The sequence below is a fragment of the Hansschlegelia plantiphila genome, from assembly GCF_027922265.1.
GTDB lineage: Bacteria > Pseudomonadota > Alphaproteobacteria > Rhizobiales > Methylopilaceae > Methylopila > Methylopila plantiphila.
On record NZ_BSFI01000008.1, the window covers coordinates 202,370 to 225,673 of the forward strand.

Below are 23,304 nucleotides of genomic sequence, written 5' to 3' on the forward strand. Positions count from 1 at the left end.
GCCACAGCGGAGCCGCGCGCGGGACGCCGATGCACGCCAGTCGCCTCATAGCGTTGCTCCTCGCCGCGGCGGCGCTGTTGGCGGCTGCCGCCATCGCGGCCGTCGTCGTCCTGGAACTGACGCCGGCGCGCCCGGCCCCCGGCGCAGCCCCTCCGCCGAGCGCGCCGCCGCCCGCCCCCGAAGAGCCCGAACGGCTGCGGCCGCTGGTCTCCGTCGATCCGCTCCAGCCTGCGCCCGACGCGCCCTCGGCCTTCGTCACGCTGCCGCTGGCCAAGCCCACGGCGTTCTGCAAGGCGCTGGAGGGGATGGGGTTGCACAACCCGGTCTTCCAACCGAACGAGCCGCCCGACCGCGGATGGACCTGCGTGGCCGACATCCTGAAGCCGGTCGACGGCGACGAGGCGACGGTCTCCAGCCTGTTCGTCACGGCGCGCGGAGACGACGACGACCGGGTCTCGCTCCTGCGCATCAAGCTCAACCTGCTCGACGCCTCCACCGCGCCGGTCACCAGGGAGATCGCGAAGGACCTGCTGCGCCGCATGCTCCGGGCGCTCGGCGGTCAGCCGCCAGACGCTGCGCTCGAGGCGATCGACCTGATGCGCGACGGCCGGTTCGCCGACCGCGGCGTGGTCTATGACCTCCGGAAGGAGTTCGGGCCGAGCCTGCGCGCCAACCTGATCGTCACCTTTCCGGCCCGGCTCGGCGCCGGCGGTGAGGACCGCTTCGCGCCGCCGCTGCGCCCCTGAGGCGACGGGACAAGGCGCCTCCCCGGCGCCATGCTTCAGGCGGATGATCGGCGGGACGCCATTTGAGGAGACGGCCCATGCGCGCGCTTCCCTTCGCCGTCGCCGCGCTCGCGGCGACCTTGACGCTGCCGCCGGCGTGGGCGGCGCCGCCGCCCGGCGGCGACCGGTTCCAGATCCAGCCGGCCGAGGGCGGCTTCCTGAGGCTCGATCGGGAAACCGGCGCGACCTCGTTCTGCGCGGCCTCGGGCGACGGTTACGCCTGCAAACCCGTTTCGGAAGCCGGGACGCCGCCGGACGCGTCCGAGATCGCGCGCCTCGAAGCCCGGGTCGCGGCGCTCGAGGCGCAGGTCAGGCAGTCGCCGTCCGGCCTGCCGCCCGCGCCGCCGCTGCCGCCGGGCGACGGGCCGCAGGCAAAGGATCCGAAGCTCGACCTGCCGAGCGACGAGCAGTTCGACCGCGTCACCAGCTTCATCGAACGCGCGCTCAGGCGCCTGAAGCGCTTCGCCGACGAGATGCAGAAGGAAGACCCGCCCCAGGGCGAGCGGCTGTGACGGCGGCCCTGATCCCTTCCCTTGCAAGGGAAGGGATCAGAACGCTCAGTGCAGCGTGCGGACCGTGTGGGGGCTTTCGAGCGCGAAGGCGGGGATCGCGACCACGAAGGGCTGACCGGCGTCGGTCAGCATATGGTAGTCGCCGACCATGATGCCGGACGGCGTCGGCAGCGGCGCGCCGGAGGTGTAGGTGAAGGACTGGCCGGGCTCGAGCGTCGGCTGCTCGCCGACGACGCCCGGTCCCCGCACCTCCTCGGTGCGGCCGCGGCCGTCGGTGATGCGCCAGTGCCGCGCGATCAGGCGCACCGTCTCCTCGCCCTCGTTCACGATCTCGACCGTGTAGGCGAACACGAAACGGTCCTCGTCGGGCGCGGACTCGTCGGGCAGGAAGCGCGGCGCCACGGTCACGCGGATGGCCCGCGTGGTGGCCGTCCACGATCCCCCATCGCGACTCTGAGAACTCTCCGACGCCTTCATGCGAGAATCATAAGCGTGGCGTTCCGGTCGGCGTCAAGCGGTTGCACGGTCGCGGGGCTTGTCACCCACCGTCTTCCGGATCGCCCAGCGCCACCGCCTCCTCGGCGGTGAAGGCGTATCGGGTCGAGCAGAAGTCGCAGGTCACCTCGATCGAGCCGTCGTCGGCGCGCATGTCGAGGCGCTCCTCCGGCGTGAAGCTCTTGAGCATGCCGAGCACGCGCTCGCGCGAGCACCGGCAGGCCTCCCGCACGCCGCGGCTTTCGAACACGCGGATGTCGCGCTCGTTGAACAGGCGGATCAGCAGCCGTTCGGGCTCCAGCGTCGGGTCGATCAGCTCGTGGTCCTCCACTGTGCCGACGAGCGACTGCGCCTCGATCCAGGCGTCGTCGTCCTCCGGCTCGTCGCCGGACTCGACGCCTTCCGGCGCGTCGCCGGGCGCGAGATCGGGCATCCGCATGCGATCGGGCGCGTCGGGCAGGAACTGCACGAGCATGCCGCCCGCACGCCAGGAATGGCTGGCGCCGGGAGCGAGCGTCTCCGCGACGGCGAGACGGACGCGGGTCGGGATCTGCTCGGACTGGCGGAAATAGGCGTGGGCGGCGTCTTCGAGCGAGCCGCCCTCCAGCGCGACGACGCCCTGGTAGCGCGACGACAGGTCCGGCCCCTGGTCGATGGTCAGCGCCATGTGGCCGGCGCCGAGCAGCGCGCCGGTGCCGCGGACGTCGTAAAGCCTGCTCTCGTCGAAGCGCGCGCAGGCGCGGATCTTGTCCGGCGCCTCGAAGTCGACGACCAGCATGCCGATCGGCCCGTCGGTGCGCGTCTGCAGCTGGAAGCGGCCGTCGATCTTGAGCGAGGAGCCGAGCAGCACGGTGAGCGCCACCGCCTCGCCCAGCACCTTGGAGACGGCGGGCGGATAGGCGTGGCGCTCGATCACGCGGTCGATCGACGGGCCGAGCCGGACAACGCGGCCGCGCACGTCGAGCGCCTCGATCTGGAACGGCAGGATGCGGTCGTCGCCGTCCTGGCGGAGGCTTGTCTGGGATTGGTCTGTCATGATCGCCGATACTTAGCGATCGCAGGCCGCAAGCGGAAGGTCACGGCGTCGGGCGGCTCATGCGCTCCCGATGGCCGGCGGCGATCGGTCGTGGGCGCGCAGCCGGTAGGCCATGATGAGCAGGGCCACGCCGAAGGCGAGCGCATAGGCGCCGAGCCACCAGGTCAGCACCAGCGCGCCGACGAGCGGCGCGACGGCGAGCGCCGCGCCGAAAACGATCGACGCCACGCCCGCGAGCGCAAGCCACAGGCGGCCGGGCGCCGCCCCGAAGAACACCGCGGCGGCGACCATCATCACCCCCGAGACGAAGGACCAGAAGGCCATCAGCAGGATGAAGACCAGCACCGTGATGTCGGGCCACAGCAGAGCCACGGCCGCGGCGGCGAGGCTCGCCACGCCGCCCAGAACCAGAGGAGCCCAGCGCCGCCAGCCGATCCCGTCGCCGGCGCCCCGGGCGGCGAGATAGAGCTCAGCGGCCCCGTCCGCCACGGCGTAGATCGCAAACAGCAGGACGAAGGACAGCAGGGTCGGGCCCGGCGCGAACAGGGCGACGAGGCCGAACGCCACCGCCAACGCCCCGCGTATCGCGACCGTCCTCCAGCGCTGCGCGTACGGCAGAGCGATGGACTGACCCCACTTCTGGGCGAAATCCGACATTGGCGTGAAATCTCCAGTCGATCCGGTGCGCCCGACAGCTTACGCCGATACGGCTCCGAAGCACCACGCCAGAACGCCCTTCTGGGCGTGGAGGCGGTTCTCGGCCTCGTCGAACACGACCGACTGCGGGCCGTCGATGACGGCGTCCGTCACCTCCTCGCCGCGGTGGGCGGGAAGGCAGTGCATGAAGATCGCGTCGGGGGCGGCCAATCCCATCAGCCGCTCGTCGACCTGGAAGGGTTTCAGCAGGTTGTGGCGGCGTTCGCCGTCGCCGTCGCCCATCGAGACCCAGCTGTCGGTCACGACGGCGTCGGCGCCCGAAACCGCCTCCTCCGCGTCATGGCCGAGGGAGACGTCCGCGCCTTCGCGCTTCGCCCAGTCGACGATCGCCGCGCCCGGCGCGAGCTCCGGCGGCGTCGCGACGCGCAGGCGGAAGTCGAAGCGCGCGGCGGCCTCGATCCAGGAGGCCAGCACGTTGTTCGAGTCCCCCGTCCAGGCGACGGTGCGGCCGCGGATCGGGCCCTTGTGCTCCTCGAAGGTGAGGAGGTCGGCCATCACCTGGCAAGGGTGGGACTTCTTCGTCAGCCCGTTGATCACGGGGACGGTCGCGTATTTGGCGAGCTCCAGCAGCGCGTCGTGCTTCAGCATGCGGATCATGATGGCGTCGACGAAGCGCGACAGCACGCGCGCGGTGTCGGCGATCGCCTCGCGCTCGCCGAGCTCGATCTCCTTGCCCGTCACCATCACCGGCTCGCCGCCGAGCTCGCGGATGCCGACGTCGAACGACATGCGCGTGCGGAGCGACGGCTGCTCGAACACCATGGCGACGAACTTGCCGGCGAGCGGCTTGTCGCCGGCGTCGGCCGGCGTGCGGCGGCGCGCCTTCATGGCGGCGCCGGCGTCGACGATATCGCGCAGAGTCGCGCCGCTGAAGTCGGACAGATCAAGGAAATGCCTGATGCCGTTCGCGGTCATTCCGCGGCTCCCCGGGCGCCGATCATGCGCCCTTCCAATGCGCTGAGGCCGCGGTCGATCCGCGCGACCGCCTCGCCGATCTCGACCTCGGTCGCAATCAACGGAGGCAAGAGCCGGACCACATTTTCCCCGGCGCCGACGGTGAGCAGCCCCTCGCCCCGAAGCGCCACGACGACGTCGCCATTCGGCGCGACGCAGCGCAGGCCGAGCAGCAGCCCCTCGCCCCGAACCTCCGCGACGGACGACGGATGCGCGTCGATCACCTCCGCCAGCCGCTGGCGGAACAGCAGGCCCATCTGCTGGACATGCTCGAGGAAGCCGGGCGCCAGCACAACGTCGAGCACGGCGTTGCCGACCGCCATGGCCAGCGGATTGCCGCCGAAGGTCGAGCCGTGGACGCCGGCGGTCATGCCGTCCGCCGCCTCGCGGGTCGCCAGGCATGCGCCCATCGGGAAGCCGCCGCCGATGCCTTTGGCGATCGCCATGACGTCCGGCAGGATTCCGGCATGCTCATAGGCGAACAGCTTGCCGGTGCGTCCGACGCCGCACTGCACCTCGTCGACCACGAGCAGCAGTCCCTCTCGGTCGCAGATCTCGCGCAAGGCCCGCAGCGTCGAGGGCGGCAGCACGCGGACGCCGCCTTCGCCCTGCAGAGGCTCCACGAGAACGCCCGCGGTCTCCGGGCCGATCGCGGCCTCCACCGCCGCGAGATCGCCGAACGGAACCTGATCGAAGCCCTCGACCTTGGGTCCGAAGCCCTCGAGATATTTCTGCTGGCCGCCGGCCGCGATGGTCGCGAGCGTGCGGCCGTGGAACGCACCCTCGAAGGTGATCAGCCGGTAGCGCTCGCCTTCGCCCTTATGATGGAAGTGCTTGCGCGCGAGCTTGATCGAGGCCTCGAGCGCCTCCGCGCCGGAATTGGCGAAGAACACCACGTCGGCGAAGCTGTTGTCGGCGAGGCGCTTCGCCAGCCGCTCGCCTTCCGGGATCGAATAGAGGTTGGAGACGTGCCAGAGCTTCTCGGCCTGGGTTTTCAGCGCCTCGACCAGATGCGGATGGCCGTGGCCCAGTGAGTTCACGGCGATGCCGGCCGCGAAATCGAGGTAGCGGTCGCCTTCGGCGGTGATCAGCCAGCAGCCCTCGCCACGCTCGAAAGCGAGCGGAGAGCGGGCGAAAACAGGCATCAGAGCGGATGCGTCGGTCACGAGGCCGAACCCTTCGGCGCCACCGGCGCCGCGCCGTCACGCCGGTCGGAGCCGCAGGGCTTGAAAAAAAGAAAAGAGCCGCTCAGCCGAGCGGCTCCCTTGCGCGGGGGATAATATGAACCGGAGCCCTCGTGTCAATCGGCCAAGCGGCTCTTTCCTGAGGTTTTCTGGCAATTCGGACAGTGTGGACGGCCCTGTGGAAAACACCCGGAGATCGGCCTGTTGAAAACCCCACTGTTGCATTCGGGACTCTTTACGGTGAGTCGCTGCATATCGTACTTTAAAAACCGTTAAGCACGACAGCTCGTGCTCATTCGTTTTCAGCGGATTCCGGCGGCGACGCCGCCCGAGCGCGCGACCAGCGCGTGACGGCGGGCGCGGAGGGATTCCGGGAAGCGGGAACTGGAGGATCCGATGCAGTGGACCGATGAGCGCGTCGAGCTTCTGAAGAAGCGCTGGGCCGACGGCCTGAGCGCGAGCCAGATCGCAGCCGAGCTTGGCGGCGTCACCCGCAACGCGGTGATCGGCAAGGTCCATCGCCTCGGCCTCTCGGGCCGCGCCAAGGCCGCCCCGACCGGCGTCGCCAGACTGCGGGCGAAGCCCGCAGCCAGCGCCCCGCGCCGGCAGGCGACCTCCGCGCCGCGCGAGCCGTCCTATGCGGTCCACGGCAACGTGGCGCTGGCCCCCGCGGTCTCCGCGCCGCGCCCGACGCCCGCCCCGCGCATCGTGCCGATCGGGCTGGTCGAGACCTCTCAGCTGGTCTGCGAGCGGGTCACGATCATGGAGCTGCGCGAGAACATGTGCCGCTGGCCCCTCGGCGATCCCAGCCAGACCGATTTCCGCTTCTGCGGCGGCCGTTGCTCGCCCGGCGACGCCTATTGCGGCCACCACGCCGCGATCGCTTACCAGCCGGCTCACGATCGCCGTCGCGATCGCCGCCCGCAGGCGTTCACGCACTGACGCCTTCGCTCCCGACGACAAAAAGGCCGCGGCTGGACCGCGGCCTTTTTCTTTGTCCGGACAAGAGTGGACCGATCAGCTGGCGCGGGTGAAATTTTCGTCGAATGAATAGCCGGCTCCGCGAACAGTGCGGATCGGGTCGGGCTTGCGGCCGCGGTTGATCGCCTTGCGGAGGCGGCCGACATGGACGTCGACGGTGCGCTCGTCGACATAGACGTCGCGGCCCCAGACGCCGTCGAGCAGCTGCTCGCGGGAGAACACGCGCCCCGCCGACTGCATCAGGAATTCGAGCAGGCGGAACTCGGTCGGGCCGAGATGCACCTCGCGGGCGTGGCGGCGGACGCGGCGGTTCTCGCGGTCGAGCTCGATGTCCCCGGCCTTCAGCGTCTTCGAGATATGCTCGGGCTTGGCGCGCCTCAGCAGCGCGCGGACCCGCGCCAGAAGCTCCGGCACCGAGAACGGCTTCACGACATAATCGTCAGCGCCGGTCGCGAGGCCGCGGATGCGTTCGCCCTCCTCGCCGCGGGCGGTGAGCATGATGATCGGCAGCAGCTCGGTCTCGGGGCGCGCCCGGAGGCGCCGGCAGAGCTCGATGCCGGAGACGCCCGGCAGCATCCAGTCGAGCAATATGAGGTCGGGCGCGCCCTCCTGGAGGCGGATCTCGGCCTCGTCGCCGCGGGCGACGGAGTCGACGTCATAGCCTTCCGCCTCGAGGTTGTAGCGGAGCAGCATGATCAGCGGCTCCTCGTCCTCGACGATCATCACGCGCGGCTTCATCACGGCGTCCTCCCGGATCAGAAGTTGAGCGTCGTGGTGCTGGTCAGATCGGCTTTCGGCCGCTCTTCCGTCAGCGGCACGCCGTGGACGAGGTAGTAGACGGTCTCGGCGACGTTGGTCGCGTGGTCGCCGATGCGCTCGATGTTCTTGGCGCAGAACAGGAGATGCGCGCAGAACCCGATGTTGCGCGGATCCTCCATCATGTAGGTGAGCAGCTCGCGGAACAGCGAGTTGTAGAGCGCGTCGATCTCGCCGTCGCGGTTCCACACCTCCATCGCCCGCTCCTCGTCGCGGCGGGTGTAGGCGTCGAGCACGTCCTTGAGCTGGCCGAGCGTCAGGTCCGAGATGTGGGCGACGCCGCCGGCGAGCTTCGGCGGCTGGAACTGGCCCTCGAGCGCGACGACGCGCTTGGCGATGTTCTTCGCGAGATCGCCGATGCGCTCGAGGTCGTTTGCGATGCGCAGCGCCGCGACCACCTCGCGCAGGTCGACCGCGACCGGCGCGCGGCGGGCGATGGTGTTGACCGCGCGCTCCTCGATCTCCTGCTGGAGCCGGTCGATCGAACGGTCCCAGTCGATCACGCGGCGCGCGAGCGCCGTGTCGCGGCGGAGCAGCGCGTCGACCGACTCCGCGACGAGCTTCTCGCAGAGCCCGCCCATCTCGGCGAGCTTGTCGCCGAGCTGCTTCAGATCCGCGTCGAACGCGCTCACGATATGGTCGGTCATGGCCTTGTCGCTCTCATCAGTCATGTTGAAGCCGGTGCGCTTCAACAGCTCAGCCGAAGCGGCCCGTGATGTAATCTTGCGTTCGCCTGTCATGAGGACTCATGAAGATCTGTTGCGTTTCGCCGAATTCGATCAGCTCTCCGAGATACATGAACGCGGTGTATTCGGAGGTGCGCGAGGCCTGCTGCATGTTGTGGGTGACGATCGCGATCGTGTAGTCGGCCTTCAGTTCATCGATCAGCTCCTCGATCTTGGCGGTCGAGATCGGGTCGAGCGCCGAGCAGGGTTCGTCGAGCAGGATCACTTCCGGGCGCACCGCGATCGAACGGGCGATGCACAGGCGCTGCTGCTGGCCGCCGGAGAGGCTGAGGCCGCTGGCGTCGAGCTTGTCCTTGACCTCGTTCCACAGCGCGGCGCGGCGCAGCGCCGCCTCGACCCGGCCGTCGAGCTCCGACTTCGAGATGGTCTCGTAGAGCCGGACGCCGAAGGCGATGTTGTCGTAGATCGACATCGGGAACGGCGTCGGCTTCTGGAACACCATGCCGACGCGCGAGCGCAGCAGGTTCAGGTCGAGCTTCGGCGACAGGATGTCGACGCCGTCGAGCAGCGCCTGACCTTCGGCGCGCTGCTTCGGATAGAGGTCGTACATCCGGTTCAGCACCCTGAGCAGCGTGGACTTGCCGCAGCCGGAGGGGCCGATGAAGGCGGTGACCTTGCGCTCGTAGATCGGCAGGTCGACGCCCTTCAGCGCGAGCGAGTCTCCGTAATAGAACTTGAGGCCGCGGACCGAGATCTTCTCCTTGTTCCCAGCGCCGACAAAGGCGTTGGCGGAAGAAGCCGGGCGGGCCGGCGCGGACGGGGACTGGGGGACGGCGGACGTTCGGGCCATGTCGGTACTCGTCATTTTCCGCTCCGGGCTGCGAGGATGCGGGCCGCGATGCTGAGCGCAAGGACCGCGAACGTTACGATGAGCGCGCCGGTCCAGGCGAGCTGTTGCCAGTCGGTGTAGGGGCTGAGCGCGAACTGGAAGATCACGACGGGCAGGCTCGCCATCGGCGCGTTCAGGTTCGAGCTCCAGAACTGGTTGTTCAGAGCCGTGAACAGCAGCGGCGCGGTCTCTCCGCTGACGCGGGCGATGGCGAGCAGCACGCCGGTGATGATGCCGGCCTGGGCCGCCTTGTAGGCGATGCGCTGGATGACCGTGGAGCGCGGCAGGCCGAGCGCGGAGGCCGCCTCGCGCAGCTGATGCGGCACCAGATTCAGCATGTCCTCGGTGGTGCGCACGACCACCGGCACCACGATGATGGCGAGCGCAAGCGCGCCGGCGATGCCGGAGAAGTGGCCCATCTTGACCACGACCACCTCGTAGACGAACAGGCCGACGACGATCGACGGCGCGCTCAGCAGGATGTCGTTGATGAAGCGCACGACTGTCGAGAGCCTGTTGTGCTTGCCGTATTCGGCCATGTAGGTGCCGGCGAGAATGCCGACCGGCGTGCCGATCGCGACGCCGATCGCCGTCATGATCAGGCTGCCGACGATGGCGTTGAGCAGACCGCCCTCGGAGCCGGGCGGCGGCGTGTTCTCGGTGAAGGCGGCCAGCGACAGGCCGCCGACGCCCTTGAACAGCAGGGTGGCGAGGATCGCGACCAGCCAGGCGATGCCGAACAGCGCGGCCGCGAGCGACAGCGTCATCATGATCGCGCTCTTGCGGCGCCGGCGCCGGTAGAGCGGATGGTCGGCGGAGTGGGCGTGCGGCTCCATGAGCGACATCGGCGTCAGGCTCCGGCCCGGCTCTCGAGCCGCATCAGCATGAGCCGGGCGATCGCGAGCACGAAGAAGGTGATGATGAACAGGATGAGGCCGAGCGCGATCAGCGACGAAGTGTAGAGGTCGCCGACGGCTTCGGTGAATTCGTTGGCGATCGAGGCCGAGATCGTCGTCCCGGGCGCCAGCACGGAGCCCGATATCCGGTGGGCGTTGCCGATCACGAAGGTCACCGCCATGGTCTCGCCGAGCGCGCGGCCGAGCCCCAGCATCACGCCGCCGACCACGCCGACGCGGGTGTATGGGATGACGATGCGGCGCACGACCTCCCAGCGGGTGCATCCGACGCCGTAGGCCGCCTCCTTCAGCACCACCGGCACCGTCTCGAACACGTCGCGGGAGATCGAGGTGACGAAGGGCAGGACCATGATCGCGAGGATCAGGCCGGCGGTCAGGATCCCGATGCCGTAGGGCGGCCCGGCGAACAGGGTCGAGAGCACCGGGACATGGCCGAACGTCCCGATCAGGAAGGGCTGCACCGTGCTCTGCAGCATGGGCGCGAACACGAACAGGCCCCAGATGCCGTAGATGATCGAGGGGATGCCGGCGAGCAGCTCGATGGCGACGCCGATCGGGCGGCGGAAAACCGGCGGGCAGAGCTCGGTCAGGAAGATCGCGATGCCGAGGCCGACGGGAACCGCGATCAGCATGGCGATCAGCGACGTCACCAGCGTGCCGTAGATCGGCGAGAGCGCGCCGAACTTCTCGGTCACCGGGTTCCAGCTCTCGGTGACGAAGAAGCCGAAGCCGAAGGTCTCGAAGGCGAGCGAGGAGCCGATGATCAGCGCGAGGATCACGCCGCCGAGGATGGCGAGCACCAGCAGCGCCGAGGCGAGGGTCAGGTTTCTGAACAGGCCGTCGCGGATGCGGAACGACCGGAGACGCCCGGCGCGGGCGGCGTCCAGCCCGGCGAAGGAGGCGGCTGTTTCAAATGGCGCATCGGTCATGCGGGACAGGTCTCGGTGCGGCGGAAGGCCGGTGGCCGGCGCAGGGGACGGAGAGTTCGGCGGAGGCGCCGCGGGTCGCGCGCCTCCGCCTTCGTGAGTCGGCTGGGAACGTCGCCGGCTCAGTTCGTGGTGGAATAGAGCGCCTTGCCGTCTGGGCCCTTGATGTCCTTGGCCCACACGCTCTGGATCTCGGCGACGACCTTCTCCGGCATCGGGATGTAGTCGAGCGCCTCGGCCGTCTTGGCGCCGGACTTGTAGGCCCAGGCGAAGAACTTCAGCGCCTCGGTCGCGGCGACCGGGTCCTGCGGCTGCTTGTGGATCAGGATGAACGTCGCCGCCGTGATCGGCCAGCTTTCGGCGCCGGGCTCGTCGGTCAGGATCACGCCGAAGCCCGGGGTTCCGGACCAGTCGGCGTTCGCCGCCGCAGCCTGGAACGACTGGGTCACAGGGGCGACCGGCTTGCCGTCCTTGTTGATCATCTTCGTGTAGGAGAGCTTGTTCTGCTTGGCGTAGGCGTATTCGACGTAGCCGATCGAGCCCTTGGTCTGGGCGACGTAGTTGGCGACGCCCTCGTTGCCCTTGCCGCCGAGGCCGGTCGGCCATTCGACCGCGGTCGCGGAGCCGACCTTGTCCTTCCAGTCCGGCGAGACCTTCGACAGGTAGTTGGTGAAGTTGAAGGTCGTGCCCGAGCCGTCGGAGCGGTGCACGATGGCGATCGCGCTCGAAGGCAGCTTCGCGGAGGGGTTCAGCTTCTTGATCGCCTCGTCGTCCCAGCTGGTGATCGAGCCGAGAAAGATCTTGGCGAGCGTCGGGCCGTCGAGGGTGAGTTCGCCGGGGGCGACGCCGTCGACGTTGATGACCGGGACGATGCCGCCCATCACCATCGGGAACTGGACCAGGCCGTCCTTCTCCAGCTGCTCGCCCTTGAGCGGGGCGTCGGTCGCGCCGAAGGTGACGGTCTTGGCCTGGATCTGCTTGATGCCGCCGCCTGAGCCGATGGACTGGTAGTTCAGGCCGTTGCCCGTCTCCTTCTTATAGGAGTCCGCCCACTTGGCGTAGATCGGGTACGGGAAGGTCGCGCCGGCGCCGGAGATGTCGGCCGCGAGCGCGGGCGTCGCCATCAGCGCGGCTGCGGCCGCCATGGCGAGAATGCGGTTGAGCTTCACGGGCTGCTTCCTTGCGTTCGTCGTAAAGGACTTTGTCCGACGGCCGCGTGGGTTTGTCCTGCGCGATCGAGGGTGGGAATGGTCTACCCGTCCCACCCCGCTCTTCTATGACGTCGCCATGACAGACGCATGACGCCGCAAACCCCTGAAAATGCAGCGTCGGTGGACCGCTCGTCCGCAGAGATCCGCGGCGCGCGGGCCCAAGCTCCCGCCGCTTCTCCCTGTTTCGCGGCCGCAGCCGCGCTTAACCCGGCGTCCACCATGTCGGCGCGAGGGTCTTTCGTGGTTCCGCACGCCGCCCTTCTGCTGTCCGTCGCGATCGCGCTCGTCGCAGGCCGGGCGACGGCCGCCCCTTGCGCGCTCGCGGTCATGCCCGAGACGGTGGCGGTCGAGCGGGCGATCGACGGCGACACCGTGCTGCTCGACGACGGCCGCGAGGTGCGGCTTGCGGGCGTGTCCGCCCCCAAGACGCCGCTCGGGCGCAAACCCGAGGAATGGCCGCTCGACGCCGCCTCCCGCGAAGCGCTGGAGAGCGCCGCCGGCGGTCAGGTGCTCGAGCTTCGCCTCGCGAGCCGCCCGACCGACCGCTATGGCCGGCTCGTCGGCTTCCTCGCGCCGATCGAGGGGCCAGACCATGCGGGCATGGCCGTCGCGCTTCTCGCGCAGGGCTGGTTGAGGACGACGGGAGAAGAGCGTGACTGCGGCGCAACGCTGCGCGAGGCGGAGGGCCAGGCGATCGCCCGCCGCCTTGGTTTGTGGTCGGAACCGTATTACGAGGTCCGCAACGCGGAGGACGGCGCGAGCCTGTCTTCGGCGGCGGGGCGTTTCGTCGTGGCGGAAGGCCGCGTGGCGAGCGTCAGGCAGGCGGCCGGACGATTCTATGTGAATTTCGGGGCCCGTTGGCGCGATGCGCTCTCGGCGACCCTGTCGGAGGCGGCGCTGCGCAGGCTCGGCGGGCTCGATGCGTTGAATGTGAAGGCGGGCGCGCGGCTCAGGGTGCGCGGCGTCGTGGAGCTGCGGCGCGGGCCGACCATCACGGTGACCGAGCCCGGCCAGATCGACCGCATCGACGCGCCGGGAGGCGCGAGATGAGCGCCTTCCCGATCGCCCGGCGGGCGCTCGCGCTCGTGCTGTCCGCCGCGCTGCTTGCGGGCTGCGGCAGCCTGAACGCCGACAAGCCCGCCACGGCGCCGCTGGCTCCGGCGGAAGCCCCCAAGGTCGCGCCCCCGCCGCCGTCCGCGGTGAGCGAGGAGCAGACCCGGATCGCCGCCGCCTATGGCGGAATCTACGTCAAGCCCGATCTGACGGCCTTCCTCAACGGCATCGCCGACCGGCTGGCCTCCGCGTCCGAGCGGCCGGACCTCCGCTACAAGGTGGTCATGCTCAACTCGCCGCTCGTCAACGCTTTCGCGCTGCCGAACGGGAGCCTCTACGTCACGCGCGGGCTGCTCGCGGTCGCCAACGACAGCTCGGAGCTTGCGGCCGTGATCGCGCATGAGATGGCGCACGTCTCCGCCCGCCACGCCCTGCAGCGCGCCGACGAGGAGCGCAAGGCGGTGCTCGTCAGCCGCATCGTCTCCGACGTGCTGCAGGACAGCCAGGGCGGGGCGGTGGCGCTCGCCCGCGGAAAGCTGTCGCTCGCCAGCTTCTCGCGCGCCCAGGAACTCGAGGCCGACCGGATCGGCGTGCAGACCATCGCGCGCGCCGGCTTCGACCCCTACGGCGCCTCGCGCTTCCTGCTGTCGATGGGCCGGCAGTCCGAACTGAGGAGCGCCGCTCTCGGCCAGAAGCCGGCGCAGCCCGGCCTCGACTTCATGGCGACGCACCCCTCGACGCCCGAACGCGTGCAGCTTGCGGTCGCGAGCGCCCGGCAGATCGGCGCTCCCGGCGTCGGCGAGCGCGGCCGCGACGCCTATCTCGACGCCATCAACGGCATGGTCTACGGCGACGATCCGAGCCAGGGCTTCGCGCGGGGGCGGCGCTTCCTGCATCCGCGCCTCGGCTTCAGCTTCGTCGCGCCGGACGGCTTCGTGTTCGAGAACGGCGCCGACGCGCTGCTCGGCGTCGCCTCCGACGGACGGGCGCTGCGCATGGACGCGGCCAAGCTCAGCCCCGGCCAGACCCTCGAAGGCTACATCAAGGAAAACTGGATCGACGGCGCCGAGCCGGGACCCGTCGAGACGCTCGACGTCAACGGCATGGAGACGGTGACGCTGGTCGCGAAGGGCAAGGAGTGGACCTTCCGCTTCGCCGCGATCCATTACGGCTCCGACGTCTACCGCCTGATCTTTGCGACCCGAGAGATCACGCCCCAGATCGACCAGGGATTCCGCGACTCGATCATGAGCTTCCGCCGCCTCTCGCAGGAGGAGATCGACGCCGCCCGGCCGCTGAAGCTCGACGTGGTGAGGATCAAGCCCGGCGACACCGAGGCGACTTTCGCCAACCGCATGGCGCTGTCCGACCGCGCGGTCGATCGCTTCTCCGTGCTGAACGGCCTAGGGCCCGGCGAGCCGCTGCCGCCCGGTTCGCGGGTCAAGGTCATCGACGAGTAAGGACGGCGGCCGGGTCCGGAAGGCCGGGACACCGAGCCGCTGCGTTGGGGGACGGACCGCAGTCTCCAGACCAAGGGAAGGCTTGAAGCATGCAGATCGGGATCATCGGCCTCGGCGCCATGGGCGCGGGGGTTGCGCGCAACCTGCTGAAGGGCGGCCACGACGTCGTGGTCTGGAACCGCTCGCCCCAGGCGGTCGAGACCCTGGTCGCCGAGGGCGCGCGCCGCGCCGACACGCCGGGCGGCGCCTTCGACGCCGAGATCGTGTTTTCGATGCTGGCGCAGGACGAAACGATCGAGGAGGTCGTCGTCGCCTCCGGCGCGCTCGACGCGGCGCGAAAGGGCGTGGTCCACGTCAACCTGTCCACGGTCTCCGTCGCCTTCGCCGACCGGATGGAGGCGCTGCACGCCGAAAAGGGCCTCGCCTACGTCGCAGCCCCGGTGCTCGGGCGTCCGGACGTCGCCGCCGCCGGCCAGCTCAACGTGCTCTGCGCCGGCGATCCGGCGGCCGTCGCCAAGGTCACGCCGCTGATCGAGCTGTTCGCCAAGCAGGTCTGGCCGTTCGGCGACAAGGCGAGCCGGGCCAACGTCGTGAAGCTCGCGGTGAATTTCTCGCTCGCCAGCATGATCGAGACGCTGGGCGAGGCGGGCGCGCTGGCCGACGCCTATGGCGTCGAGCCCGCGGCGCTCTACGAGGTGATGACGGGCACCCTGTTCGCGGCGCCGGCCTACAAGACCTATTCCGCGCTGATCGCAGACGCCAGGTTCGAGCCGGCGGGATTCAAGCTGCCGCTCGGCCTGAAGGACGTGCGCCTGGCGCTCGCCGCCGGGGAGGCGCAGAGCACGCCGCTGCCGATCGCCTCCGTGCTGAGGGACGCCTTCATCGAGGCGATCGCGGCCGGCGACGGCGCCAAGGACTGGTCGGCGCTCGCCGCCGGCGCCTTCCGCCGGAGCGCTCGCAAGCTGGGGTGATCGGGGCTTGGGGCGAGCCATCCGCCTTCAGCGGCGCTCTAGCTCTCCCCGCCTTCGGCGAGGAACGCCGCGGCGTCCATGACGATGCGCCCGTCATTGCCGCCGACGACCGCGAGATCGCGGCCCTTGTAGGGGACGTTCAGGAGGACGTGGCGGATGCAGGCGAGCCGCAGGCGTTGCTTGTCGTTGGCCTTCACCACCGTCCAGGGCGCCGCCTCCGTGTGGGTCGCCCGCAGCATGCGCTCCGCGGCGTCGGTGTAGGCGTCCCAGAGGTTCAGCCCCGCATAATCGATCGGCGAGAGCTTCCAGCGCTTCAGCGGATCATGCCGGCGGGCGTGCAGCCGGGTGATCTGCATCTCGCGGCCGATCGTCAGCCAGAACTTGAACAGCCTGATCCCGTCGTCGACCAGCAGCTTCTCGAGCGTCGGCGCCTCGTCGAGGAAGCGCGCGGTCTCAGCCGGGGTCGAAAATCCCATCACCGGCTCGACGCCGGCCCGGTTGTACCAGGAGCGGTCGAACAGCACGATCTCGCCGGCCGAGGGCAGCAAGCTGACGTAGCGCTGGAAGTACCACTGCCCGATCTCGGTCGATGAGGGCTTCGACAGCGCCTCGACGCGGACGCTGCGCGGATTGAGGTGCTGGGTGATGCGGTCGATGGTGCCGCCCTTGCCGGCGCCGTCGCGGCCCTCGAACACGATGACGATGCGCTCGCCCTGCTTCTTCGCCCAGGTCTGCAGCTTGAGCAGCTCGATCTGGAGCGGCGCCAGCATGCGCTCGCCTTCCTTGTTGGCGAGCTTCTTGCCGTAGGGGTAGCCGCCGCTGCGGAACGCCGCGTGCCGGATGATCCTGGGCAGTTCGCGATCGTCGAGATCGACGTCGACGCCGCCGATGCGCACGACCGGCGCGTCCGCCATGCCCTCGGGCGCAACCGCGTCGGTGGGGTCGGCCCTGGCGGGGGAAGCTTCCGCGGCGCTCTTCTCTTGGCGGCGCTTCGCCGGAACGTCTTTCTGAGCCATTATGTCCCGTCCTTCGATCTGCGTCGTGGCGCTGTCATGGACGGCGCGTGAAGTGTCGACCTCCCGCCACATCGTCGTTTGCGAGCGCATGTCCATACCATGAGCGATTCCGTCGACAGGGAGGAGCGCGCCGCCGTCGCCGAACGGCGCCTCGAACGCGTGGCGGCCGCGCGCTGGCCTTTGGCCGCGATCGCGCTCGTGCTCGTCAGTTTCGCGTTCGAAGGCCGGATCGGTCCGTGGGAGGCGTCGCTCGCCGCGCTGTTCGTGGCGCTCGCCGCATTCTTTGCGCCCGGCAGGCGGCGGCTTGCGTCCTTCGCAGGGGCCGCGACCGCACGCGACGTCGTCGGTCCCCAGACCCTCGCCATCCTCTCCGGCCTGCCAGACCCCGTCATGATCCTCGACCGCCGCGGCGTGGTGCTCGCCTTCAACGGGCATGCGCACGCCGTGCTCGGCGATATCCGGGCGGGCGATCCCGTCTCCTTCGCGGTCCGCGCGCCGGAGCTGCTCGACGCGGTGCGCGCGGCCCCGCTCGGCGCCGGGCCGCAGACGGTGCTCTACACCGAGCGGGTGCCGGTCGAGCGCTGGCGCGAGGCGCATGTCGCGTCCGCGCGCGTCGGTCCCGACGGCCCGCTGGCGATCATCGTCGCCCTGCGCGACCTCACCGAGCAGCGGCGCTCGGAGCGGATGCGTGCCGACTTCGTGGCGAACGCCAGCCACGAGCTCAGAACGCCGCTCGCCTCGCTGCTCGGCTTCATCGAGACGCTGCAGGGTCCGGCGAAGAACGACGTCGACGCGCGCGAACGCTTCCTCGCGATCATGCGGACGCAGGCCAACCGGATGTCGCGGCTGATCGACGACCTGCTGTCGCTGTCGCGCATCGAGCTCAAGGCCCATGTGCGCCCGAGCGCGCTTGTCGACCTGTCGAGCCTCGCCCGCGGCGTGGTCGACGCGCTGCAGCCGCTCGCGGCGGAGCGCGGCGTCGAGATGGAGGTGATCGGCGACGAGCCGATCCTGGTGCGGGGCGACCGCGACGAACTGATCCGGGTGGCGGAGAACCTGATCGAGAACGCCATCAAATACGGCCAGTCCGGCAAGAAGGTCGAGGTGACCGTCAGAGGCGCGCCGGGCCGCGAAGGCGCTTTGCTGGTGGTGCGCGACCACGGGCCGGGCATCGCGAGCGAGCACGTGCCGCGGCTCACCGAGCGGTTCTACCGGGTCGACACCAGCGACAGCCGCGACAAGGGCGGCACCGGGCTTGGCCTCGCGCTGGTGAAGCACATCCTGCAACGCCACGGCGGGCGCCTGCTGATCGAGAGCGCGGCCGGCGAAGGCGCCACTTTCACGGTCGCGCTGGAGCGCGAGGAGGCCGGCTCCGAGGCCGACGAGGTCGTGCTCAAGCAGGCGGGATGACAGGCGCCGCCGGGCTTGCGCTCAGAGCACCACGATCCCTGCGTGCTTGGCCTTGTCTTCGGGCTCGACATGGATGGTGACGACGATGTCGGCGTCCTGGTCCAGCAGCGCGCGCTCGATGCGGTCGCAGATGTCGTGGGCCTCCGCGACCCGCATGTCGCCGGCCACCACAAGATGGAAGTCGACGAAGGTGAGCCGGCCGGCGTGGCGGGTCCGCAGATCGTGGGCCTCGATCGCGCCTTCGGCGTGGGTCGCGATCGCCGCCCGGATGCGGCGCTCGGTCTCCGCGGGGGCGGCTTCGTCCATCAGGCCGCCGACCGACGCGCGCACCAGCATCGCGCCCGACCACAGCACATTGAGCGCGACGGCGCAGGCGATCGCCGGGTCGAGCCACGTCTCGCCGGACGCCAGCGCCGCGGCGAGGCCCGCCAGCACGCCGATCGACGACACGACGTCCGTCATGAGGTGCTTGCCGTCGGCGACGATCGCCGGCGACCTCAGCGCTCGGCCGCGCCGCAGCAGCAGAAGGCCCCAGACCGCGTTGATCACGCTCGCCGCGACGTTCGCCCCGACGCCGACCGGCGTCAGGCTGATCTCGCGCGGCGCGCGGAAGACGGTCCAGGCCTCGTTCAGGATCGCCGCCGCCGCGATCACGATCAGCACGCCCTCGACGACCGCCGAGACATACTCCGCCTTGTGGTGGCCGTAAGGATGGTTGCGGTCCGGCGGGGCGGCCGCGAGCCGCACGGCCAGGAACACGCCGACCGCGGCGGCGACGTTGACGATGCTCTCGGCCGCGTCCGAATACAGCGCGACCGAGCCCGTCATCACGTAGGCCATGATCTTCAGGCCGAGCACCAGCAGGCCGACTGCGATGCTTGCGAGCGCGAGTCGTGCGCCTTCGTCCATGCCGCGCCCCCGATCCCGCCGCCTTCGATGGGCGAGCGACTAACGAGCGCGGCCCTCCGGGGCAACCGCTATCTTCGCACCTGCGAGGCAGTAGCAGCGGCCGCCCGAGCCACGGGCGGGGGAGGTTGCGCGGAATCGCTTTTTCGGCTTGCGCGACGCCGCTTTTGCGGCTCCTTCTGCTCCCCGCGCGTCCCGGTAGCTCAGCAGGATAGAGCAACGGTTTCCTAAACCGTAGGTCAGGGGTTCGAATCCCTTCCGGGACGCCAGCATCGCGGTCCGTCTTTCCGGCTCGTCTGCGCCATTGGTCTCCAGGGGACCGCGCGGAGCCGTCCGCGCTGTTTGACCGAGATCAAGGTGGCCGCCCGCTCGGCGCTCAACATGGCTGTCCCGAGCAAGGAGACGGATGATGAGCAGACCCATGGCCTCCGACGCAGGGTTCGCCTGCGTCATGACGCATTTCGATCTCGGTCCGTGGGCCGAGGCCCGCGGTCGCCTCGCGATCGCGCTTGCAGACGCGTTCGACGCCCGCTTCATCGGCGTCGCGGCCGAACAGGGGCTGTCGCCCGTCTACGCCGAGGGCCTGCCCAATGTCGCCGGCGACGTGGCCGACGAAGAGCGGCGGCGCGTCAGCGGAGACATCGCCGCGGCGAAGCGCACCTTCGACGTCGTCGTCGGCGCGCGGAACGACGCCGAATGGCGATCCGCCCTCGCCCAGCCGGACCACTTCCTGATCGAGCAGGCGCGCGCCGCCGACCTCGTCGTGGTGGGCAGGAGCGCAAGCTATGACCAGGGCGACCCCCTGCTCGGGGTCAGGCCCGGTCTGGTCGCGATGGAATGCGGCCGGCCGGTGCTGATCGTCCCGCCCGAGACGGATCGCCTCTCCGCCCGGAAGGTCGTCGTGGCGTGGAAAGACACGCGCGAGGCCCGGCGCGCCGTGCATGACGCGCTGCCGATCCTGAAGCGCGCCAGCGAGGTCGTCGTGGTCACCGCCTCCGGCTCGCTGCGCGACGAGAGCGCGGAAGACGTGTCGAACTGGCTGAACAGGCACGGCGTCCAAAGCCGGCCGTCGGTCCAGACCGGCGAAATGTCCTCGATCGCCGACGGAATTCTCGACTTCGCGGCGGAGATCGGCTCGGACCTGATCGTCTCCGGCGCCTACGGCCATAGCCGCACCCGCGAATGGTTCTTCGGCGGCGCGACCCGCGATCTGCTCGAGAGCAGCCGGGCCTGCCTGTTCATGTCGCATTGAGCTTCTGCCGCGCCGCGCGGCTTCGGCCTGTGCTGCAAGCGCCCCGATCGGAAAACCGGTCGGCGGCGCTTCGTTTTACCGTGCGGGCGTCGCGTCGGCGCGCAGCTCGAACCACATCGCGTTGAGCACGGCGAAAGAGCTCGCCAGACCAAGTCCGAGAATCCAGGCGAAGTACCACATGGCGGTTTCCTCTCAGTAGGAGCTGACGTCCTCGCGGAGCGCCGCGAAGGTCACGCGGCCGCGAAGCACGCGATAGACCCAGGCGGTGTAGGCGAGGATGAGCGGCAGGAAGATCACGACGGCGGCCAGCATGATCTTGAGCGTCGTCTCGCTCGACGACGCGTCCCAGACGGTCAGGCTCTGGCTCGGGGCGATCGACGACGGCAGCAGGAACGGAAACAGGCTGACGCCCGCGGTCGCGACCACGCCTGCGACCGAGAGCCCGCTCGCGACGAGGGCGGAGCCGGGACGCGCGCGGCCGAGCAGAACGGCGGCGGCCGCCGCCCCTGCGAAACCGAGCGCGGGCGCCGCGAGCATCCAGAGATGCTGCGCGTAGTTCGAAAACACGCCGCCGGTCACCACCTCGACCTGCTTAAGCAGCGGGTTCGAGGGCGCGGAAGCGTCGATCGCGCTGACGATGCGGTAGCTGTCGATCCCGATCGCCATAGAGACGCCGCCGACGACGAACAGCGCGATCAGGAGCAGCGCCGCGATGCGCGCCGCAAACGTCGCGCGCGAGGCCACCGGCTCGTCCGCCTTCACCGCGAGATAGCAGCCGCCGTGCATCGCGAGCATCGCGACGCTGACGAGACCGCAGAGCAGCGCGAACGGATTGAGGAGACCGAAGAGGCCGCCTTCATAGGTCATGCGCAACTCGCCGTCGAAACGGTACGGCACGCCCTGCAGGGCGTTTCCGACCGCCACGCCGAAGATGAGCGCCGGGACGAAGCCGCCGGCGAACAGCGCCCAGTCCCAGAACGATCGCCAGCTCCGTCCGTGAAGCTTCGACCGGAACTTGATGGAGACCGGCCTGAGGATCAGCGCGCAGAGCACGATGAACATGGCGAGATAGAAGCCCGAGAACGCGACCGCGTAGAGCGCCGGCCACGCCGCGAAGATCGCGCCGGCGCCGAGCACGAGCCAGACCTGGTTGCCTTCCCAGACCGGGCCGATCGTGTTGATCGCAACCCGGCGCTCGGCGTCGGTGCGGGCGACGAAGGGCAGCAGGGTCGCCACCCCGAGGTCGAAGCCGTCCATCACGGCGAAGCCGATCAGGAGAGCGCCGAGCAGGATCCACCAGATCACGCGCAGGAGTTCATAATCGAAGATCATCGGTTTTGTCCTGGATGGTCCTAAGCGGCGATCGGGGCGGGCCGCAGCGGCGGGGCGCCGGTCGGCGCGAGCGCCGGACCGAGCAGCCCGTCCGGGCCCATGCGGATCGTCTTCACCATCAGCACCAGATCGACCACGGCGAGCGCGGAGTAGAAGACGACGAAGCCGACCAGGGTCAGCAGCACGTTGCCGGCCGAGACGCTCGAAACCGCGAGGAAAGTCGGCAGCACGCCCTCGATCACCCAGGGCTGGCGTCCGACTTCGGCCACGTACCAGCCGAGCTCGGCGGCGATCCACGGCGTCGGAAGAGCGAGAAGCGCGATCCAAAGAAAGCCGCGGGACGACTCGATCCGGTTGACGCTCGCGAGGAAGAAGGCGGTCGCGAACAGGGCGATGAAGAAGAAGCCGAGCCCCACCATGATCCGGAAGCTCCAGAACAGCGGCGAAACCGGCGGCACGGTGCTCCACGCCGCCTGCGTGATCTGCTCGTCGGTCGCGTTGAGGACGTCGGGCCGGATCTTCTTGAGCAACAGCGCGTAGCCGAGCTCGCCCGACGTCGCCTCAAGCTTCGCCCGAGCGATCGGATCGGTCCGGTCGGCCTTGATCTTCTCCAGCGCCTCATAGGCCATCAGGCCGAAGCGGATCCGGAGCTCGACGTCCTTCACCAGATCCTCGATGCCCGGAACCTCCTTGCTGATCGAGCGGGTCGCGATCAGGCCGAGCATCCAGGGAACCTTGACCTCGTAACGGGTCTCTCGGGCCTCGGCGTCGGGCAGGCCGAAGAGCGTGAAGGACGCAGGCGCAGGCTCCGTCTTCCACATCGCCTCGATGGCGGCGAGCTTCATCTTCTGGTTTTCGCCCGTCGTGTAGCCGCTCTCGTCGCCGAGGACGACGACCGAGAGCGCCGCCGCCAGACCGAAGCTCGCAGCGACGGTCGCCGAGCGAACGGCGAGGTCGCGATGCCGTCCGCGCAGCAGGTAGAAGGCGCTGATCGCGAGCACGAAGATGGAGCCGGTGACGTAGCCGGCGCTGACCGTGTGGACGAACTTGGCCTGGGCGACGGGATTGAAGATGAGCGCCGAGAAATCGCTCACCTCCATCCGCATCGTGTCAGGGTTGAACGTCGCGCCGACCGGGTTCTGCATCCAGCCGTTGGCGATCAGGATCCAGAGCGCGGAGAGGTTGGTCGCGAGCGCGAGCAGCCAGGTCACGACGAGATGCCCGATCCTCGACAGCCGCTCCCAGCCGAAGAAGAACAGGCCGATGAAGGTCGCCTCCAGGAAGAAGGCCATCAGGCCCTCGATCGCGAGCGGCGCGCCGAACACGTCGCCGACGTAATGGCTGTAGTAGGCCCAGTTGGTGCCGAACTGGAACTCCATGGTGACGCCGGTCGCGACGCCCATGGCGAAGTTGATGCCGAACAGCGCGCCCCAGAACTTCGTCATGCGCCGCCAGATCTCGCGGCCGGTCATGACGTAGACCGTCTCCATGATCGCGAGCAGGACCGCGAGGCCGAGCGTCAGCGGCACGAACAGGAAGTGATACATCGCCGTCAGCCCGAACTGCAGGCGCGACAGGGTGACCAGGTCGAGGGCGGCGAGCGTCATTGCGTAGGACCTGAACTGGCGGGAGCGGGGGAGTCGGTGAGCAGCCGCGCCTCGGCGCGCGCCGGATCGATCCGCTGGCGTTGCGGGCCGAACACGAGCCAGCCGGCGCCAATGACGACGACGAGCTTGACGATGACGGCGATCAGGGCCGGGCGGGCGATCGGGTGGGACCACATGGCGTCGTTTTG

At 69.6% G+C, this 23,304-nt stretch carries 25 protein-coding genes and 1 tRNA gene; 9 read left to right on the forward strand and 17 right to left on the reverse strand.

Going from position 1 to position 23,304, the window contains the following annotated elements:
• The first annotated feature begins 29 nt into the window (after window positions 1-29).
• Together PKE75_RS10740 and PKE75_RS10745 are read left to right on the forward strand one after the other, a co-directional pair.
• On the forward strand, window positions 30-746 hold the full coding sequence (locus PKE75_RS10740; protein WP_271168725.1) for a DUF6030 family protein: 717 nt from the start codon (window positions 30-32) through the stop codon (window positions 744-746).
• Window positions 747-823: 77 nt separating this feature from the next.
• The gene (locus tag PKE75_RS10745) at window positions 824-1,297 is read left to right on the forward strand and encodes a hypothetical protein (RefSeq protein ID WP_271168726.1); all 474 of its coding nucleotides are present in this window, start codon (window positions 824-826) and stop codon (window positions 1,295-1,297) included.
• Window positions 1,298-1,342: 45 nt separating this feature from the next.
• Here PKE75_RS10745 and apaG read toward each other — a convergent pair whose 3' ends face one another.
• The 5 genes from apaG to PKE75_RS10770 all read right to left on the reverse strand — a co-directional run bounded on the left by apaG (window position 1,343) and on the right by PKE75_RS10770 (window position 5,644).
• The gene (gene apaG / locus PKE75_RS10750; RefSeq protein ID WP_271168727.1) at window positions 1,343-1,774 is read right to left on the reverse strand and encodes a Co2+/Mg2+ efflux protein ApaG; all 432 of its coding nucleotides are present in this window, start codon (window positions 1,772-1,774) and stop codon (window positions 1,343-1,345) included.
• Between the two features lie 61 nt (window positions 1,775-1,835).
• Window positions 1,836-2,828 (reverse strand): Hsp33 family molecular chaperone, encoded by a 993-nt coding sequence (locus tag PKE75_RS10755; protein ID WP_271168728.1) that lies wholly within the window; start codon window positions 2,826-2,828, stop codon window positions 1,836-1,838.
• Between the two features lie 57 nt (window positions 2,829-2,885).
• Complete coding sequence (locus tag PKE75_RS10760; RefSeq protein WP_271168729.1) at window positions 2,886-3,485, reverse strand: HdeD family acid-resistance protein; 600 nt, start codon at window positions 3,483-3,485, stop codon at window positions 2,886-2,888.
• A gap of 39 nt (window positions 3,486-3,524) precedes the next feature.
• Window positions 3,525-4,460 (reverse strand): ornithine carbamoyltransferase, encoded by a 936-nt coding sequence (argF, locus tag PKE75_RS10765; protein WP_271168730.1) that lies wholly within the window; start codon window positions 4,458-4,460, stop codon window positions 3,525-3,527.
• On the reverse strand, window positions 4,457-5,644 hold the full coding sequence (locus tag PKE75_RS10770; RefSeq protein ID WP_271169176.1) for an aspartate aminotransferase family protein: 1,188 nt from the start codon (window positions 5,642-5,644) through the stop codon (window positions 4,457-4,459). Before PKE75_RS10770 ends, argF begins: the two co-directional genes overlap by 4 nt.
• A gap of 435 nt (window positions 5,645-6,079) precedes the next feature.
• Between PKE75_RS10770 and PKE75_RS10775 the strand changes: the two genes are divergently transcribed.
• The gene (locus PKE75_RS10775) at window positions 6,080-6,625 is read left to right on the forward strand and encodes a GcrA family cell cycle regulator (RefSeq protein WP_271168731.1); all 546 of its coding nucleotides are present in this window, start codon (window positions 6,080-6,082) and stop codon (window positions 6,623-6,625) included.
• A 75-nt stretch (window positions 6,626-6,700) separates the two neighbouring features.
• On the opposite strand, the gene phoB is transcribed toward PKE75_RS10775, so the two are convergent.
• From phoB to pstS, 6 genes are all read right to left on the reverse strand, one after another.
• The gene (phoB, locus tag PKE75_RS10780) at window positions 6,701-7,402 is read right to left on the reverse strand and encodes a phosphate regulon transcriptional regulator PhoB (protein ID WP_271169177.1); all 702 of its coding nucleotides are present in this window, start codon (window positions 7,400-7,402) and stop codon (window positions 6,701-6,703) included.
• 17 nt (window positions 7,403-7,419) lie between these two features.
• Window positions 7,420-8,127 (reverse strand): phosphate signaling complex protein PhoU, encoded by a 708-nt coding sequence (phoU, locus tag PKE75_RS10785; protein ID WP_271168732.1) that lies wholly within the window; start codon window positions 8,125-8,127, stop codon window positions 7,420-7,422.
• A gap of 49 nt (window positions 8,128-8,176) precedes the next feature.
• Window positions 8,177-9,031: a phosphate ABC transporter ATP-binding protein PstB gene (pstB, locus tag PKE75_RS10790; RefSeq protein ID WP_271168733.1), complete on the reverse strand. Its 855-nt coding sequence runs from the start codon at window positions 9,029-9,031 to the stop codon at window positions 8,177-8,179.
• Entirely contained in the window at window positions 9,028-9,900 is an 873-nt protein-coding gene (gene pstA, locus PKE75_RS10795) for a phosphate ABC transporter permease PstA (RefSeq protein ID WP_271168734.1), read from the reverse strand. Before pstA ends, pstB begins: the two co-directional genes overlap by 4 nt.
• A gap of 5 nt (window positions 9,901-9,905) precedes the next feature.
• Entirely contained in the window at window positions 9,906-10,901 is a 996-nt protein-coding gene (gene pstC, locus PKE75_RS10800) for a phosphate ABC transporter permease subunit PstC (protein WP_271168735.1), read from the reverse strand.
• Window positions 10,902-11,020: 119 nt separating this feature from the next.
• On the reverse strand, window positions 11,021-12,067 hold the full coding sequence (gene pstS, locus PKE75_RS10805; protein WP_428979132.1) for a phosphate ABC transporter substrate-binding protein PstS: 1,047 nt from the start codon (window positions 12,065-12,067) through the stop codon (window positions 11,021-11,023).
• Between the two features lie 261 nt (window positions 12,068-12,328).
• On the opposite strand from pstS, the gene PKE75_RS10810 reads away from it, so the two are divergent.
• The 3 genes from PKE75_RS10810 to PKE75_RS10820 all read left to right on the forward strand — a co-directional run bounded on the left by PKE75_RS10810 (window position 12,329) and on the right by PKE75_RS10820 (window position 15,593).
• Window positions 12,329-13,159 carry a thermonuclease family protein gene (locus PKE75_RS10810; RefSeq protein WP_271168736.1) on the forward strand — a complete coding sequence of 277 codons (831 nt, stop codon included), beginning with the start codon at window positions 12,329-12,331 and terminating at the stop codon, window positions 13,157-13,159.
• Entirely contained in the window at window positions 13,156-14,622 is a 1,467-nt protein-coding gene (locus tag PKE75_RS10815; RefSeq protein WP_271168737.1) for a M48 family metalloprotease, read from the forward strand. Before PKE75_RS10810 ends, PKE75_RS10815 begins: the two co-directional genes overlap by 4 nt.
• 89 nt (window positions 14,623-14,711) lie before the next feature.
• Window positions 14,712-15,593, forward strand: a complete 882-nt coding sequence (locus PKE75_RS10820) for an NAD(P)-dependent oxidoreductase (RefSeq protein WP_271168738.1) — start codon at window positions 14,712-14,714, stop codon at window positions 15,591-15,593.
• 38 nt (window positions 15,594-15,631) lie between these two features.
• On the opposite strand, the gene ppk2 is transcribed toward PKE75_RS10820, so the two are convergent.
• Window positions 15,632-16,609 carry a polyphosphate kinase 2 gene (gene ppk2 / locus PKE75_RS10825; protein ID WP_271168739.1) on the reverse strand — a complete coding sequence of 326 codons (978 nt, stop codon included), beginning with the start codon at window positions 16,607-16,609 and terminating at the stop codon, window positions 15,632-15,634.
• A gap of 99 nt (window positions 16,610-16,708) precedes the next feature.
• Here ppk2 and PKE75_RS10830 point away from each other — a divergent pair, with 99 nt between their 5' ends.
• On the forward strand, window positions 16,709-18,019 hold the full coding sequence (locus PKE75_RS10830; protein ID WP_271168740.1) for an ATP-binding protein: 1,311 nt from the start codon (window positions 16,709-16,711) through the stop codon (window positions 18,017-18,019).
• 21 nt (window positions 18,020-18,040) lie between these two features.
• On the opposite strand, the gene PKE75_RS10835 is transcribed toward PKE75_RS10830, so the two are convergent.
• On the reverse strand, window positions 18,041-18,928 hold the full coding sequence (locus PKE75_RS10835) for a cation diffusion facilitator family transporter (RefSeq protein ID WP_271168741.1): 888 nt from the start codon (window positions 18,926-18,928) through the stop codon (window positions 18,041-18,043).
• Window positions 18,929-19,117: 189 nt separating this feature from the next.
• Between PKE75_RS10835 and PKE75_RS10840 the strand changes: the two genes are divergently transcribed.
• Together PKE75_RS10840 and PKE75_RS10845 are read left to right on the forward strand one after the other, a co-directional pair.
• Window positions 19,118-19,194, forward strand: a tRNA-Arg gene (locus PKE75_RS10840).
• Between the two features lie 140 nt (window positions 19,195-19,334).
• The gene (locus tag PKE75_RS10845) at window positions 19,335-20,177 is read left to right on the forward strand and encodes a universal stress protein (RefSeq protein WP_271168742.1); all 843 of its coding nucleotides are present in this window, start codon (window positions 19,335-19,337) and stop codon (window positions 20,175-20,177) included.
• Window positions 20,178-20,252: 75 nt separating this feature from the next.
• Here PKE75_RS10845 and cydX read toward each other — a convergent pair whose 3' ends face one another.
• Genes cydX through PKE75_RS10865 form a run of 4 tightly spaced genes read right to left on the reverse strand, consistent with a single transcriptional unit; the run spans window position 20,253 to window position 23,292 of the window.
• On the reverse strand, window positions 20,253-20,357 hold the full coding sequence (cydX, locus tag PKE75_RS10850; RefSeq protein WP_271168743.1) for a cytochrome bd-I oxidase subunit CydX: 105 nt from the start codon (window positions 20,355-20,357) through the stop codon (window positions 20,253-20,255).
• A gap of 12 nt (window positions 20,358-20,369) precedes the next feature.
• Complete coding sequence (gene cydB, locus PKE75_RS10855) at window positions 20,370-21,509, reverse strand: cytochrome d ubiquinol oxidase subunit II (RefSeq protein ID WP_271168744.1); 1,140 nt, start codon at window positions 21,507-21,509, stop codon at window positions 20,370-20,372.
• Between the two features lie 20 nt (window positions 21,510-21,529).
• Entirely contained in the window at window positions 21,530-23,116 is a 1,587-nt protein-coding gene (locus PKE75_RS10860) for a cytochrome ubiquinol oxidase subunit I (protein WP_271168745.1), read from the reverse strand.
• Window positions 23,113-23,292 carry a hypothetical protein gene (locus tag PKE75_RS10865; protein WP_271168746.1) on the reverse strand — a complete coding sequence of 60 codons (180 nt, stop codon included), beginning with the start codon at window positions 23,290-23,292 and terminating at the stop codon, window positions 23,113-23,115. Before PKE75_RS10865 ends, PKE75_RS10860 begins: the two co-directional genes overlap by 4 nt.
• Between the last annotated feature and the right edge of the window lie 12 nt (window positions 23,293-23,304).